Consider the following 12,933-nt stretch of genomic DNA (forward strand, 5'->3'; position numbering starts at 1 on the left):
GCGGGGGGCGCTCATGCCGCACCCGCGGCTGCGGCTTCGAGGTCGTCGGCGGACCGGCGGAGTTCGGCGGCGGTGTCGGTGTTGCCGTGCTCCCAGGCGTCGTCCAGGCTGCTCATGTCGGAGCAGTCCGGGGCGGCCAGGCCGTCGACGGCCTTGGCGAGTTCGCGGGCGTGGGCGGCGAGCAACACCCGGGCCGCGTTCAGGGCATCACCCGGGTCGATGCCGAGGTTGTCCTGCGCGAGGATCAGTTCCTGTACGGCGATCAGGGCGGGGCTGGGCTCGGCGTCGTGGGATGCGAGGGCGCGGTGCATGTCGGCGGGTTCGAGGATCATCGGTTGCCCTCCTCGGGCGTGGTGGTGGTGCGGCGGGTTTTGGCGCGGTAGCCGAGGACGCACCAGGTGGCGGTCACAGCCCAGGCGGCGTACATCCACACGCAGATCGCAGGCCAGAACCAGGACGGGTACGGCGTCACGAGGTCACCTCCGCCCCGTAGCCGCATCGGGCGCACGGCGCGTCCGTGTCATCGAGGTCCGCGCAGACGACGCAACTGGCCGCGTCGAAGGCCGCGAAGTCCGCGCCGCTGATGTCGGTGCCGCACAGGGCGATATCGGGGTCGCAGCAGTAGACGTGGTCCAAGCCGTCATCCGACGACGTCGCCTGCTCCGAGGCTGCGGACAGAAGACTGAGGCCGCTCACGACGCGACCTCCGCCCGGCTCCGGCGGATGTACCGCAGGCCCACGGTGCACGGGCAGACGGACGCCAGGTCCGGCCACTCCGCCATGCGGCAGTCGTGCCAATGCGCCAACGGCGCCTCGGGCTCCGGAACGACAAGGGGCTGCAGGGTGCGCGCATCCCAGGCGGTGGCCGTCTCGTCGTACAGCTGGTCACCGCACAGGTACAGCACCTCAGGGGCGGCGGTCATCGGGCACCTGCCAGGTTGAACGCGGCCGGGTGTGCGGCCTGGGGGCTGTCCCACAGGGGCATCACCCGGATCGTCCGACTGGCAACCCGGCGGTGCGGCCCGTACTCCGGGCCGGGTGCCGGCTCCTCCACGAACCGGTCAGCCATGGCCGCGCGCAGCACGGTCACGTCCGTCTGCACGGTCGCCGCCTCGGTGTTGCAGGTGTTCGCCCTGACCGCGGCATCCAGCCGGCCTCGGGTGACCTGGTGGGCGTGGCGCTCCAGGTTCAGGGCGTGGACCCCATCCCCGAGAACCCGGGCGACAGCGCGGACTTCGGCCTGCCGCTCCTCGTCCGCGTCATTGAGCTGGACGCGCAGCCCGTTGATGAGAATCCCGGCGCCCTCCAATTGGTGCCGGAGGTTGCGGACCTCGTCGCGGAGCCGCTGATTCTCGGCGGCCAGGCGGGCGTTCGGACTTGCCTGCCTGCGGCCATGGCCGGGTGCGCGGAACGTGATGAGGCTCATCGGGTCCTCCTTGCGGGCTGTTCGGTGTCAGTGCTGGGTGCGCCCGCGCGGCGGATGGCGCGGCGGGTGGCCGGGGACAGGGCGAGCAGCGCCTGCCGTGCGGTGTCCAGGGCGGCGGCGGCAGCCTCAACATCCGCGGCGGTCGACCACTCCGGGTCCGTGGCCTCCATCTGGAAGCTCGCCTGACCCAGGTCGGTCAGCCGGCGCATCGTCAGGCCCGGGCGGGTGAGGAACATGCGGGCCACGTCATCCAGGAGGACGGCCATGACCTCCGGCAGTTCAGGTGCCGGGCGGCGACGGAACAGGCGGTTCACAGCGCGCTCCCCGTCTGCACGTTCGCGACGGACTTCGGTGCCCAGGCGGGCTCGCAGTCCGGGGAGGTGTAGCCGGCCGGGCGCCGATTGGGAGGCTGCTCGCCCCACTCGATGCCCAGTTCGAAGCCGGCACGCTGGGACGCGTCCAGGCCACGGCGGCCCTTCGACAGGTCCGGGAAGGTCGGGACGGTGCTGTCCTCGTCGGCGTCATGCAGCCAGTGCCCGTACTCCGCCAGACGTCCAGCCCTCAGGCTCGCCTCCAGTACGGCAGTCGGCACGTCCAGGGCGTCGATACGACGCTCGACCGGGGCGGTCATCGGGTCACCGCCTGGTGGAACACGCCGTGGACCCGCTCGATGAGGCGCACGTACTGGATCTCCTCCAGCGGCGACCACTCGGCAGCGTCACCGTGGACGTCGCCGAACTTGCGGTCCGCCTCAGCCAGTGCCGACTGCTCCAGGTCCACGAACGCCTGCTCCACCGTCAGTGGAACCAGCGGCCCGAACCGGGACTCGACCGTCTGCCGCGTCCACGGGAACGACTCCCCGTCGCCTCGGTCAGCCGGGTCCTGCGGCTGGTCGCACACCATCAGCACGTCGCCAGCCGGGGTGAGGCCATTGGGCCGCCACACGTCACCCGTGCGGTCCACGAACAGGACCGGGGTCTGGGTTGGGGCGGTCATACGTCCCCACCCGCCTCGGCCTTGAGCCGGGCGATCTCTGCCCTGGCCTCCGCCAGTTCGTCCTCAGCGGTGCGCTTCCTCTCGGCGTCCGCGACGACCGCGTCGTGGAGCTGCTGGGCGCCGCGCAACAGCGCCTTCGCCGCCCGGACCCGGTCGTCCATCGGCATGCTGTCGCTGATCTGGAAGGTGACGGCTCCGCTGCGGACGCCGTCCGGGTAGACGTACAACACCGGGTTCGGGGCACCGTTTCCGCGGGCGTCCGCGTGGGACTCCAGGAAGTACGTGCAGCTGATGCGGGTCATGACGTCACCGCCGGGACCTGCACCGCGCCGGTGCCACCGAGCCGCTTGTGCAGCTCGTTCAAGCCCTTCACGGTCACCCGAACCTGCGGGGCATCAAGGACCAGTTCGCCGGTACGCGGGTGGTAGTGGGACTGGGGCAGTTCCGACAGACGGCCCGCTTCGATTGCCGTCTGCATAGCGCGCGGCCTGTCGTCGCTGACCTGCCGGTACGTCCACTTGTTCTCGGCGAGGACCGTGAACAGACGCCGCTCACCCGTCTTGATCGACGGATCCCGGGACAGGATCTTCGCCGCGTCCCCGACCGAGAAGTCACCGGCCGCCGTGGCGAGCACGTTCCATGAGGCGGCGGCCGGCTCCAGTTCGGCGACCTTCGCTTCTGCCGCGTCCGCCCGGTCCGCCTCTTCCAAGACCATGCGGGCCAGATCCCGGTTCGACAGGACGGCGGGAGCAGCCGAGTAGGAGCCGGTGCGCCGGATCTGCGGGATGACCTCGTGGGTGAGCCAGCGGCGGAAGGCCGGGGCGCCGGGGGCCTTGCTGCTGAACACGAGGGTGTACAGGCCGGGCTCGGTGACGAATCGCGCCTCGGCGTTGCCGGTGGCGGGCGCCCTAAACTCGCTTAGGGCGGTCTGACCTGCGGCGATTCCCCGCATGTCGACCATGCGGCTTTCGTCGCCGTCGAGCATCCGCGCGGCAACGGTGGGGTTGGTGTGCTGAAGGACCTTGCAGACGTCGCCGTGGTGGAACAGCGGCTCGTCGTGGTCTCCGATGACCCGGACCGGCTGGCCGGTCTCCGGGAAGGTGAATGGGATGATGTTCGACAAGGCCTACGCCTCATTTCTTGGATGGTTGAGCGATGGGGCGCGGTCTGAGGGGTCGTCCGCTTCCTTGGCCGGCGCGGGCGGCCCCGCAACGCGCGGGGGTGCGGGTCAGGCGGCGCGGGAACCGCGCGTCTGCGCCGGGACCCGGGTGGGGTCAAGGTCCGGGTTGAAGCGGGAGTCGGCCTGCGCGGCTTCGTTCAGCCAGGCGTCCAGATCCGCGGAGAAGTACCAGATCCGGCCGTCCTTGATGAACGACTTCGGGCCGCGACGCCGGTGGCGCAGGATGCGGAGCGCGTTGGGGGTGCGCTTGAGGTACCTGGCCGCTTCCTTGTTGTTCATGAGCGGTGACGCTGTGTCCGTGGGGGTGTTGTCGGTGCTCATTCCGGGTTCTCCTTTCCAAAATCAGCGATGTCTGTGACGGGGTGCTCCAGCCCGTCTGCGATGCGTTTGAGCACCTCAGGGGCCGGGTGCTTGCTCTTGTTGCGCTCGATCCGGGAGAGCCACGAGGGACTGATGCCGACTCGGTCGGCGAACCTGTTGAGGCCGTAGCCGGCTTCCTCGCGGAGGCGCCGGATCGTCGTTCCCCGGGCTTCCATGTGGCAACGGTAGGCAATGAGATGTGAAATAGCAAGAAGCAAGTGGAAACGAATCGGCAACGGGAGTCTGACCTGCGACGTTGGCCGGATGGTGGGCTATGTGTGGCGCGTGTGGCGTGCCATGCTGTTGCCTGTCGTTGCTTCTCGTTGCGCATGAAAGGTCAGTCGTGGAGCCTCAGTGGGGCCGCCTTGGTGTCGCCATCCGGCGACAGCGCAAGCGCCTCGGCATGACCCAGGGCGACCTCGCTCAAGCCGCCGGCATGGCCATGCGCACCATCGGGAACTACGAGCGCGGCCGGGAACCCGAAGGTGACCTCGGCATTCCTGACGGCTACTACGTGGTGGCAGGCGTCATCGGCTGGACCACAGAGAGCGTCGACGCGGTCCTCGCCGGAGGCGACCCGACACCAGCGGTCGCGTCGGGGACAGTGAGGCAAGAAGCCGTCGAGGCCCTGACCGGGCCGGCCTTCAATCTCGCCGACCTCGCAAGGGACTCGGGTGCGCCCGAGGAGCTGGTCTCCCGATTCCGCGCCTCAGCGGTCGAACTGATCGGCTGGCTCAGTAATCACTCCTACAACCGAGGCACCAGCACGCTCGGCGAAGGCGTGATGCCGGGCGACGCGGAAACGATCCTCGGTCAGCTCGAAGAGGACGACGAACCGAGTAGCACATCGGGCCAGCTCCGGGGCTGACGGCGCCTCAGTTGATCGTGATACGGGCACCGTTGACCACAGTTGCCCCCCGATCGGACCGTTTCCTGTTGTTGCCCGACTCAAGGGTGTACAAAGGGATTTCCACATGGCGTGCCGCCCGCTCGACCCATTGGACCCGGGGGGTTGCATGCCTTACAACGACGTGGGCGTCTGCAGCGAACTCGGAATCACTGTCAGGCGGATGTGGTTGCGCGAGACCTGGGGGGCTTGGATCCCGCGCTACAAAACGATCATCATTGCTGACGGACTTTCCGAGGCAAACGAGCGATGTACGATCGCTCACCACCTAGAACACGCGCTGGCCGGTCACGGGCCATGCGGCACGGGGCCACACGCAGACAGACTGCGGGAAGCGCACCTGATGAGCCAGCTATCGATCTCACAGGACGACGACGCCGACCGTGCGGCCGCCCGCAAGTTGTTGTCCGGGATCGCACTTGTACCTTTGGCCACACGTGGCGATCTCTGCGCCGAGGCAGGCAAGATCGGCGTCACGGAACGCCTCCTCACGCTCCGGCTCGCAGACCTCTTCGGGGAGATGTCATGGCTGGTTCCATCGAAGATCGCTGGCTGAACAAGCGGAAGAACCCAGAGACCGGTCGCCGGGAGCGGACCAAACTCTGGGGGACGAACACGGCTCGGTACCGCGTCAAGGGCATACCCGGGGTCAAGGACCGGTCATTCCACGCACTCGATGACGCCAAGACGTGGAAGGCCACGGCGTTCACCGACTCCAAGCGCCACGAGTTCATCGACCCCCGCGAAGGCGCCATCCTCCTGGGCGACTACATCAAGAACGAGTGGTGGCCGACCCGCACCGACCCCGTCGGTACCGCCGCCCCGATGAAGTCCAAAATCTGGAAGCACATCATCGGCACCGCTCTCGGCCGGCAGCCTCTCAACGTCATCGAGGACAGGCTGCTGCTGGCCTGGCGTGCCGAACTGTCGGCGCGAGGGCTGCAGGAGTCAACGATCGAAGTGATCTGGAACCACCTCAGCACGATCCTGCAGTCAGCCGTCGGCAAGCGGATACCGCGGAACCCCTGCAGGGAAGCGGGCGGCGAGGTGCGGCCGCCGGGGGCGGGGGAGAGCAAGGCCCGCGCCTGGGGCGCTGGGGACGTGCTGGGTATCCGGGAAGGACTGCCGGACCGCTACGCGTCGATCCTGGACCTCGGTGTCCATGCCGGACTCCGGCAGGCTGAGGCCTTCGGGTTCAGCCCAGACGACGTCGACGAAGAACGGATGGTCCTCCACCTGCGTCGGCAGTTGCTCTGGGCCAACAGCACCCGCCCCTACTTCAAGCTCCCGAAGGGGCGCAAGGAACGAGATGTACCCCTATCGCCGGGTCTACTGCAGCTGCTCCGGCAACACGAGGATGCGTACCCGGCGGTGGAGGTCACCCTCCCGTGGCTTGGGCCGGGGAACAACAAGCGGCCCGCGGCGACCGTGCGGCTGCTGACGACGACCTGGCACGGCAACCGGATCAATCCGTCCATCTACAACCGCCGCACAATGAAGCCGGCCCTCGCTGCGGCTGGCCTCATCGCGCCAATGGGAGATGAGGGCTGGGAGCCATCGCGGGAGAAGATGCACCACCGGTTCCGGCACACCTACGCGAGCGTGCAACTCGCGGCTCGCGAGGATCCCGTGTCGCTGTCACACTGGATGGGTCACGCCTCTCCGGAGATCACGCTGCGGATCTACGCGCACTTCATGCCCGATGACGGGCGGCGCGGGCGGACGGCTCTGGACGAGTGGTTGAGTGTGGACTCCCGCTGAAAGTCCCTCCTGAATCCCTTGGGAACTTGGTGATCTTCGGCCCTGCCTTCCGGTCGTCGGAGTGCAGGGCCGATTGGTTTAGTCAGTAGGGAAGAACATGCAGGTCAGTAGGGGTAGAAGCCCGCGCCCGACTTACGGCCGAGCCGCCCGGCGTCGACCATCCGCTGGAGGATCGGCGGGGCCGCGTACAACGGCTCCTTGTACTCCGCGTACATCGAGTCGGCGATGGCGGCGACGGTGTCGAGGCCGATCAGGTCGGTCAGCTTGAGCGGGCCCATCGGGTGGGCGCAGCCCATCTCCATGCCGTTGTCGATGTCCTCGCGGGTCGCGATGCCCGACTCGAACATCCGGACGGCGGAGAGCAGATACGGCACCAGCAGCGCGTTCACCACGAAGCCCGAGCGGTCCTGGGCCCGGATCGCGTGCTTGCCCAGCACGTCCGTGACGAGGTGCTCCGCCCGCTTGAGGGTGTCACTGCCGGTGGTGAGCGCCGGGATCAGCTCGACCAGCGCCTGCACGGGTGCCGGGTTGAAGAAGTGGATGCCCAGCACATGCTCGGGGCGCGAGGTCGCCACCGCCAGCCTGACCAGCGGGATCGAGGAGGTGTTGGACGCCAGGATCGCGTCCTCGCGGGTCACCACCTGGTCGAGCACCCGGAAGATGTCCGTCTTGACCTGCTCGTTCTCCACGACGGCCTCGATGACCAGGTCGCGGTCGGCGAATTCGCCCAGGTCCGTGGTGAAGCTCAGCCGGCCGAGCGCCGCGTCCCGCTGCTCCTCGCTGATCTTGCCGCGCTCCGCCGCCTTGCCGAGCGAGTGGGTGAGCCGGGCCCGGCCCAGCTCCAGCGCCTCGCCCGTGGTCTCCGCGACCCTGACGTCGAGCCCCGCCTTCGCGCACACCTCGGCGATCCCGGAACCCATCTGGCCCGCGCCGACCACTCCGACGCGCTCGATGTCACTCACTCGACCAGCCCTTCACGCAGTTTCACCTCTACCGGACAGACGTTACCGGTGTCAGGGCCCGGCGCCGAGGGTGGGACCGTGTGATCCGGTCCCACCCTCGGCGCCCCTGGCCGCAGGTGCTGCTCAGACCTTGGTGCAGGCGGCGCCGTTCAGGGTGAACGCCGCGGGCACCGCCGCGGTCCCGGTGACCGTGGCGCCGAAGCCGAAGACCGCGTTGCCGCCGGCCGGTATCGAGGTGGCCCAGCTCGGCGCGGTGACGGACACGGCCGCCCCGCTCTGCGTGTAGTCCGCGCTCCACAGCGAGCTGATCTTCTCTCCCGCGGTGAAGGACCAGCCGAGCTTCCAGTTGTTCAGCGCGGAGCCGCCGGTGTTGGTGACCATGACGGAGGCCTGGAAGCCGCCGGGCCACTGGTTGGTGATCGCGTAGCCGACCGTGCACGACCCGGTCGACGTCCCGGTGGTGGGCGGAGTCGTCGGAGGTGTCGTCGGAGGTGTGGTCGGGGGAGTGGTCGGAGGTGTCGTGGACGGGCTCGTCGGGGGAGTCGTCGTCGGGGTGGTGGTGCCGGAGCTGTCCGAGGTGTCGCCGTAGATGATGCCGCGGCCGTTGGTCGCCACGTACACCCGGCCGTAGACCCGCGGGTCGCCGGTGATGGCGGTGTTGGTCACCCCGTACTGGTGGGCGTTGTCGTTGATCCGCACCCAGTTCGCGCCCGCGTCGGTGGAGCGGAAGATGCCGCGTACCCCGCCGATCTTCGCGCTGGTGTAGAGCGCCTGGTAGGACGCGCCGGGGGCCGCCTTGCCGAAGCCGATGTTGTCGGCCTCCTGCACGTTGGAGAGCTTGGTGAAGGACGCGCCGGAATTCGTGGAGTGCCACAGCCCGTACGTGCTGCCGCTGCCTCCCGCGATCCACACGTCGCCCTCGGCGCCGGGCAGCGCCTTCAGCTTCCCGCTGTCGGCCGGCAGCCCGGTGGCGGCGGTGGCGGCGAAGGTCGCGCCGCCGTCGGTGCTCACGTAGAACTTGCCGCCGTACAGGCCGTAGAACTTCTTCGCGTTCACCCGGTCGGACCCGATCGCCGCGCCGGTCGGTATGCCGCTCGCGGCCGACCAGGAGTTGCCGAAGCCGGTGGTGTGCTGCACGCCGGCGCCCTGCGGGCTCCACAGGAAGCCGCTGCCGTCCGCCGCCGCCGCGACCGTACCGCCGCCGCCGCCGACGCCGGACGGGTCGGTGCCGGCGAACCAGTTGGCGCCGTCGTCGGTGGAGAAGGCGACATGCGCGCCGGTGTCCTGGTTGCCGACCCTGACCATGGTGTTCGGGCTGGCGGCCGCGAAGTCCAGGCTGGTGGTCGTGGTGAAGTTCGGCTGGGTGAACATCATCGGCGGCACGGCCGTGAGGTCGGTGTGGCGGAAGCCGCCGATGTCACCGAGGGCGCTGATCAGCGGCGCGCCGGTCGGCGGGCTGATCAGGTCCTGGACCGAGGTCTCCTCCAGGCCCTTGGCGTTCGGCTTGATCGCGAACTTCGCGCCGGAGTCCCAGTTGGTGAGGTTGTCGGTGCCGTAGACGGTGGCGCCGGTGCCGTACCACATGCGGTTGGAGTTGAAGGGGTCGATCTCCAGCGACTCGGTCATCCAGCCCAGCTTCGGCGTCTCCTCCGGCGGCGCCGGATAGGCGCCCCAGCTCAGCCACGGCGAGGCGGAGACGTCCATCGTGTAGCGGTCGCTGCGGGTCGGGTAGCTGGTGATGTCCCAGGCCCGCGTCCAGGTGGACCCGCTGTTGGTGGAGCGGAACATCTGGGTGTCGGCCCACCAGGAGCTGTACCCGGTGACCATCACCGTCCCCGGGTGCTGCCGGTCCACGGTCAGCCCGCTGTAGCCGAAGTAGGTGTCCGCGTCCGACATCGGGCTGATGTTCGTCCAGGTGCCGGTCGCGGTGGCGTACCGCCAGACCTGGCCCTTGGCGCCGTCGTACGGGCCGCCGGTGTCGCTGGTGGCGAGGTAGAGGTAGCCGTTGACGGAGTCCAGTACGCCCTTGTGCGCGATATAGCCGGTGGGCTGCCCGGCGAGCCGCGACCAGGTGGAGCCGCCGTCGGTCGAGCGGTAGACGGTGTTGGCCTTGTCGGCGACGCCCACGTAGATGGTCTGCGTCGTGGCGCCCTTGGTGCCGGTGCGCGGGTCGAAGGTCACCCACACGTCGCCCTGGTTGTCGCTCTGGTAGCCGGTGCTGTCCGACGCGTCGGCCACGTAATTCCCGGCGTTGGGGAAGGAGGTGACCTTCGCCCAGGTCACGCCGGAGTCCGTGCTGCGCCACAGCCCGTTGCCGCTGGGTGCGGCGAAGTAGAGCACGCTGTCCTTGTTCGGGTCGATCGCCAGCCGCTCACCCATGCCGCGGCCCGGCATGTTCCCGCCGAGCTTGAACGGCAGCGCGGTCGCCGACCAGGTCGCGCCGCGGTCCGAGGAGCGCAGGATGGAACCGTTGTTGGGGTCCCAGGAGTTGGTGTACATCCCGACCGCGGCGTAGACCTTGTCCGGCGCCAGCGCGTCGGTGGCCAGGCTGACCACGCCGTTCTTGTTCCAGTCCGTCCACCCCGCCGAGTCCAGCAGCGGCGTCCACGACTTGGCCGACTCGTTCCACCGGTAGGCGCCGCCGATGTCGGTACGCGCGTAGGCGAGGTTCTTCTCCGACTGGTTGAAGATGATGCCGGGGACGAAGCCGCCGCCGCCGATCTGCACGTTCTTCCAGCTGTACGTGTCCGATACGGCGGCCGGCGCCGCGGCAGCGGCACCCGCGCCCGCGTTCGTGGCGGCCGCTGTCGCCGAGGCCACGGTGACGGCGCCGCCGATCAGGGAGAGCGCCGCGACGAGCGCGGCGAGGGGTCTGCGAAGCATGGGGGTACGTCCTTGGGTGGGGGGCGGACGAAGGCGTGGGAGCGCTCCCACGAGAGATCCGATGATAGCGCTCGCCTTCCCGGCTGCCAACGGTCGTCCCCTGACCGCCCCCCGAACTCCCCCGCCCGTGCGCACCTGCTGGGCTGGCCTCTGCGGTGGAGGGCACCCCCCTGGGGGCGCGGGGAACGGCGCGCTCAGCCCATCACCGGCCGGTGGTCCGGGGCGGACCGAGCGGCCCCTCGGGGCCGGTGGCGACGTGCGCCCATGCGAGGGCCTGGCAGGGTTGCCCCGGCGGAGCAAAGGGCAGGGATGGACGGTTCGGGTCGGCCCAGGACACCAGGAGGCAGGGATGGAACGGCTGTCACGGAGAACGCTCACTCTGGCCGCGGCCACCACGGCCGCGGCGGCCGCACTGCCGACAGCGGCGCGCGCGGCCACCGCCGAAGCCGAAGCCGAAGCCGCCACGGGAGTGGGCGCGGCCCACCACCCCCACAAGCCCCGCAGGGAATTGCGGGGCATGTGGATCGCGACCGTCGCGAACACGGACTGGCCGTCAGCCCCAGGCCTGCCCCCAGAAGCCCAGCGCAGCGAATTGCTCGGGCTGCTCGACCTGGCGGTCGAGCGGCGGCTGAACGCCGTCATGTTCCAGGTGCGGCCCACCGCGGACGCGTTCTGGCCGTCGCCGTACGAGCCGTGGGCCGCGTATCTGACCGGGACGCAGGGGTGCGACCCCGGATGGGACCCGCTGGGCACGGCCGTGCGCGAGGCCCACCGCCGCGGCCTCGAACTCCACGCGTGGTTCAACCCCTACCGGGTGGCGAACAGCGACGACCCGGCCCTGCTCGCCCCGACCCACCCGGCGCGGCTGTACCCGGAGTGGACGGTCGCCTACGGCGGCAAGCTCTACTACAACCCCGGCCTGCCGGAAGTCCGCCGCTTCGTGCAGGACGCGATGCTGGACGCGGTCCGCCGCTACCCGATCGACGCCGTCCACTGGGACGACTACTTCTACCCCTACCCGGTCGCCGGCCAGGTCTTCGACGACGACGACGCCTACGCCCGCCACGGCGCCGGCTTCCCGGACCGCGACGCCTGGCGCCGGCACAACACCGACCTGCTGGTCCACGAGACCGCCCTGCGTATCAAGGCGATCCGCCCGGGTACCCAGTTCGGCATCAGCCCCTTCGGCGTGTGGCGCAACGCCGCCACCGACCCGCTCGGCTCGGCCACGACCGCGGGCGTACAGACCTACGACGACCTGCACGCCGACACCCGCGGCTGGGTCCAGCGGGAGTGGATCGACTACATCGTCCCGCAGGTTTATTGGAACATCGGCTTCACGGCCGCGGACTACGCCGTGCTCGTCCCCTGGTGGTCCGACGTCGTCTCCGGCACCCGGGTGCGCCTCTACGTCGGCGAGGCCCTCTACAAGGTGGGCGTTCCGGCGCAGCCGGCACAGTGGCAGGACCCCCGAGAACTGCTCCGCCACTTGGACCTCTGTGCCGGACACCCGCAGGTCCGGGGCAATGTCTACTTCTCCGCCACCCAGGTCGCCGCCGACCCCCTGGGCGCCATGACCCTCGTCCAGGACCGCTACGCGCAGCGGGGTGGGCAATGGGCCCGCTAGAGCGCATGGCGGCCCTCTTGGCCGATCTTCCGGACGCAGACCGGGCTGGCTAGCACTCGCAGGCCTTCAGGGGACTTCAGAGAGGCGGACAGAGCCTCCGAGTGCCGCCACGAGGACTCCACTCCCGCTACCTCCCCGGAGCGGGACTGGAATCAAGGTTTCGGTACGCCGCGGAGCGGCCTCATAGGGCGGGGGCCTGGAGCGCATGTGAACGACGAAGGCCTCCGTGCTCTAGGGCCTGTTGTGAAAGTGCTGACGGGCCGGACGAGGTGATGCCCAGGTCCGGCCCGTCCGCTCGTCTCTACAGGTCGAGCTGGTACTGCAGTGTCGTGTGCGTGGGCAGGTAGCCGAGGCTGTCGCTGATGTGTCTCATGTGCGTGTTGCTGTCGGCGGTGTCGGTCAGGAGGCCGCCGAGGTCCGGGTAGTGCCCCTGGGCCTGTCGGATCGACTCGGCCTTCATCCAGCGGCCGAGGCCGTGTCCGCGGTGCTCGGGAAGCACGCCGGTGCCGTAGTGCTGGGCATCACCTGTGCCGCCGCCGGGCACGACGAGTTCGGTGAACCCGGCGATCGAGCCGTTGGAGGTGTCGATGGCGACGACTGAGACGTGACCTTCGAGAACTGTGTCAGCGCGCCCGCCATGTTCCGGAACGCGAAAATCTTTGCCACAGCCTTCGCTGATTGCCGAATGGTCGGAGCTGACTTTCAGTTCACGGAGATGCACAACGTGCGCTTCGTGAACTGTGACCTCACTGGCGCTCAGTTCGGCAACGTCAAGATGGGAACGGTCCGGGCCGGGCTGGCGTGCGAGGAACCGGCTCGGGTATAGGACAC

At 69.3% G+C, this 12,933-nt stretch carries 19 protein-coding genes and 1 pseudogene; 5 read left to right on the forward strand and 15 right to left on the reverse strand.

From position 1 onward, the window contains the following. Positions 1-11: 11 nt before the first annotated feature. From OG900_33630 to OG900_33685, 12 genes are all read right to left on the reverse strand, one after another. Positions 12-332, reverse strand: coding sequence for a hypothetical protein (locus OG900_33630; GenBank protein WUH94607.1), 321 nt, complete (start codon positions 330-332; stop codon positions 12-14). Continuing rightward, complete coding sequence (locus OG900_33635; protein WUH94608.1) at positions 329-472, reverse strand: hypothetical protein; 144 nt, start codon at positions 470-472, stop codon at positions 329-331. The genes OG900_33630 and OG900_33635 overlap by 4 nt, the downstream gene beginning before the upstream one ends. Beyond that, positions 469-696, reverse strand: a complete 228-nt coding sequence (locus OG900_33640) for a hypothetical protein (GenBank protein ID WUH94609.1) — start codon at positions 694-696, stop codon at positions 469-471. Before OG900_33640 ends, OG900_33635 begins: the two co-directional genes overlap by 4 nt. Continuing rightward, positions 693-923 carry a hypothetical protein gene (locus OG900_33645; protein ID WUH94610.1) on the reverse strand — a complete coding sequence of 77 codons (231 nt, stop codon included), beginning with the start codon at positions 921-923 and terminating at the stop codon, positions 693-695. Before OG900_33645 ends, OG900_33640 begins: the two co-directional genes overlap by 4 nt. After that, positions 920-1,426 carry a hypothetical protein gene (locus OG900_33650; protein ID WUH94611.1) on the reverse strand — a complete coding sequence of 169 codons (507 nt, stop codon included), beginning with the start codon at positions 1,424-1,426 and terminating at the stop codon, positions 920-922. The genes OG900_33645 and OG900_33650 overlap by 4 nt, the downstream gene beginning before the upstream one ends. Then, entirely contained in the window at positions 1,423-1,740 is a 318-nt protein-coding gene (locus tag OG900_33655; protein ID WUH94612.1) for a hypothetical protein, read from the reverse strand. The genes OG900_33650 and OG900_33655 overlap by 4 nt, the downstream gene beginning before the upstream one ends. After that, complete coding sequence (locus OG900_33660) at positions 1,737-2,057, reverse strand: hypothetical protein (GenBank protein ID WUH94613.1); 321 nt, start codon at positions 2,055-2,057, stop codon at positions 1,737-1,739. Before OG900_33660 ends, OG900_33655 begins: the two co-directional genes overlap by 4 nt. Then, complete coding sequence (locus tag OG900_33665; GenBank protein ID WUH94614.1) at positions 2,054-2,422, reverse strand: hypothetical protein; 369 nt, start codon at positions 2,420-2,422, stop codon at positions 2,054-2,056. The genes OG900_33660 and OG900_33665 overlap by 4 nt, the downstream gene beginning before the upstream one ends. Then, the gene (locus tag OG900_33670; GenBank protein ID WUH94615.1) at positions 2,419-2,724 is read right to left on the reverse strand and encodes a hypothetical protein; all 306 of its coding nucleotides are present in this window, start codon (positions 2,722-2,724) and stop codon (positions 2,419-2,421) included. Before OG900_33670 ends, OG900_33665 begins: the two co-directional genes overlap by 4 nt. Beyond that, positions 2,721-3,545 (reverse strand): phage antirepressor KilAC domain-containing protein, encoded by an 825-nt coding sequence (locus OG900_33675; GenBank protein WUH94616.1) that lies wholly within the window; start codon positions 3,543-3,545, stop codon positions 2,721-2,723. Before OG900_33675 ends, OG900_33670 begins: the two co-directional genes overlap by 4 nt. Positions 3,546-3,650: 105 nt before the next feature. Then, a complete protein-coding gene (locus OG900_33680; protein ID WUH94617.1) occupies positions 3,651-3,923 on the reverse strand; it encodes a helix-turn-helix domain-containing protein in 273 nt (90 codons plus the stop codon). Next, positions 3,920-4,138, reverse strand: a complete 219-nt coding sequence (locus OG900_33685; protein WUH94618.1) for a helix-turn-helix domain-containing protein — start codon at positions 4,136-4,138, stop codon at positions 3,920-3,922. The genes OG900_33680 and OG900_33685 overlap by 4 nt, the downstream gene beginning before the upstream one ends. A gap of 98 nt (positions 4,139-4,236) precedes the next feature. On the opposite strand from OG900_33685, the gene OG900_33690 reads away from it, so the two are divergent. The 3 genes from OG900_33690 to OG900_33700 all read left to right on the forward strand — a co-directional run bounded on the left by OG900_33690 (position 4,237) and on the right by OG900_33700 (position 6,630). Continuing rightward, the gene (locus tag OG900_33690; GenBank protein ID WUH96014.1) at positions 4,237-4,830 is read left to right on the forward strand and encodes a helix-turn-helix transcriptional regulator; all 594 of its coding nucleotides are present in this window, start codon (positions 4,237-4,239) and stop codon (positions 4,828-4,830) included. A gap of 148 nt (positions 4,831-4,978) precedes the next feature. Beyond that, positions 4,979-5,425: an ImmA/IrrE family metallo-endopeptidase gene (locus OG900_33695; protein WUH94619.1), complete on the forward strand. Its 447-nt coding sequence runs from the start codon at positions 4,979-4,981 to the stop codon at positions 5,423-5,425. After that, positions 5,395-6,630, forward strand: coding sequence for a site-specific integrase (locus tag OG900_33700; GenBank protein ID WUH94620.1), 1,236 nt, complete (start codon positions 5,395-5,397; stop codon positions 6,628-6,630). The genes OG900_33695 and OG900_33700 overlap by 31 nt, the downstream gene beginning before the upstream one ends. Positions 6,631-6,734: 104 nt before the next feature. Here OG900_33700 and OG900_33705 read toward each other — a convergent pair whose 3' ends face one another. Next, entirely contained in the window at positions 6,735-7,592 is an 858-nt protein-coding gene (locus tag OG900_33705; protein WUH94621.1) for a 3-hydroxybutyryl-CoA dehydrogenase, read from the reverse strand. A 123-nt stretch (positions 7,593-7,715) separates the two neighbouring features. Further along, positions 7,716-10,475, reverse strand: a complete 2,760-nt coding sequence (locus OG900_33710; protein WUH94622.1) for a cellulose binding domain-containing protein — start codon at positions 10,473-10,475, stop codon at positions 7,716-7,718. A 349-nt stretch (positions 10,476-10,824) separates the two neighbouring features. On the opposite strand from OG900_33710, the gene OG900_33715 reads away from it, so the two are divergent. Then, positions 10,825-12,102 (forward strand): family 10 glycosylhydrolase, encoded by a 1,278-nt coding sequence (locus OG900_33715; GenBank protein ID WUH94623.1) that lies wholly within the window; start codon positions 10,825-10,827, stop codon positions 12,100-12,102. A 301-nt stretch (positions 12,103-12,403) separates the two neighbouring features. Here the strand turns inward: OG900_33715 and OG900_33720 are convergent. Beyond that, positions 12,404-12,700: pseudogene (locus OG900_33720) on the reverse strand (GNAT family N-acetyltransferase). Positions 12,701-12,739: 39 nt separating this feature from the next. On the opposite strand from OG900_33720, the gene OG900_33725 reads away from it, so the two are divergent. Further along, the gene (locus tag OG900_33725) at positions 12,740-12,928 is read left to right on the forward strand and encodes a pentapeptide repeat-containing protein (protein ID WUH94624.1); all 189 of its coding nucleotides are present in this window, start codon (positions 12,740-12,742) and stop codon (positions 12,926-12,928) included. Positions 12,929-12,933: the final 5 nt, after the last annotated feature.

Source organism: Streptomyces sp. NBC_00433 (assembly GCA_036015235.1).
Lineage (GTDB): Bacteria > Actinomycetota > Actinomycetes > Streptomycetales > Streptomycetaceae > Actinacidiphila.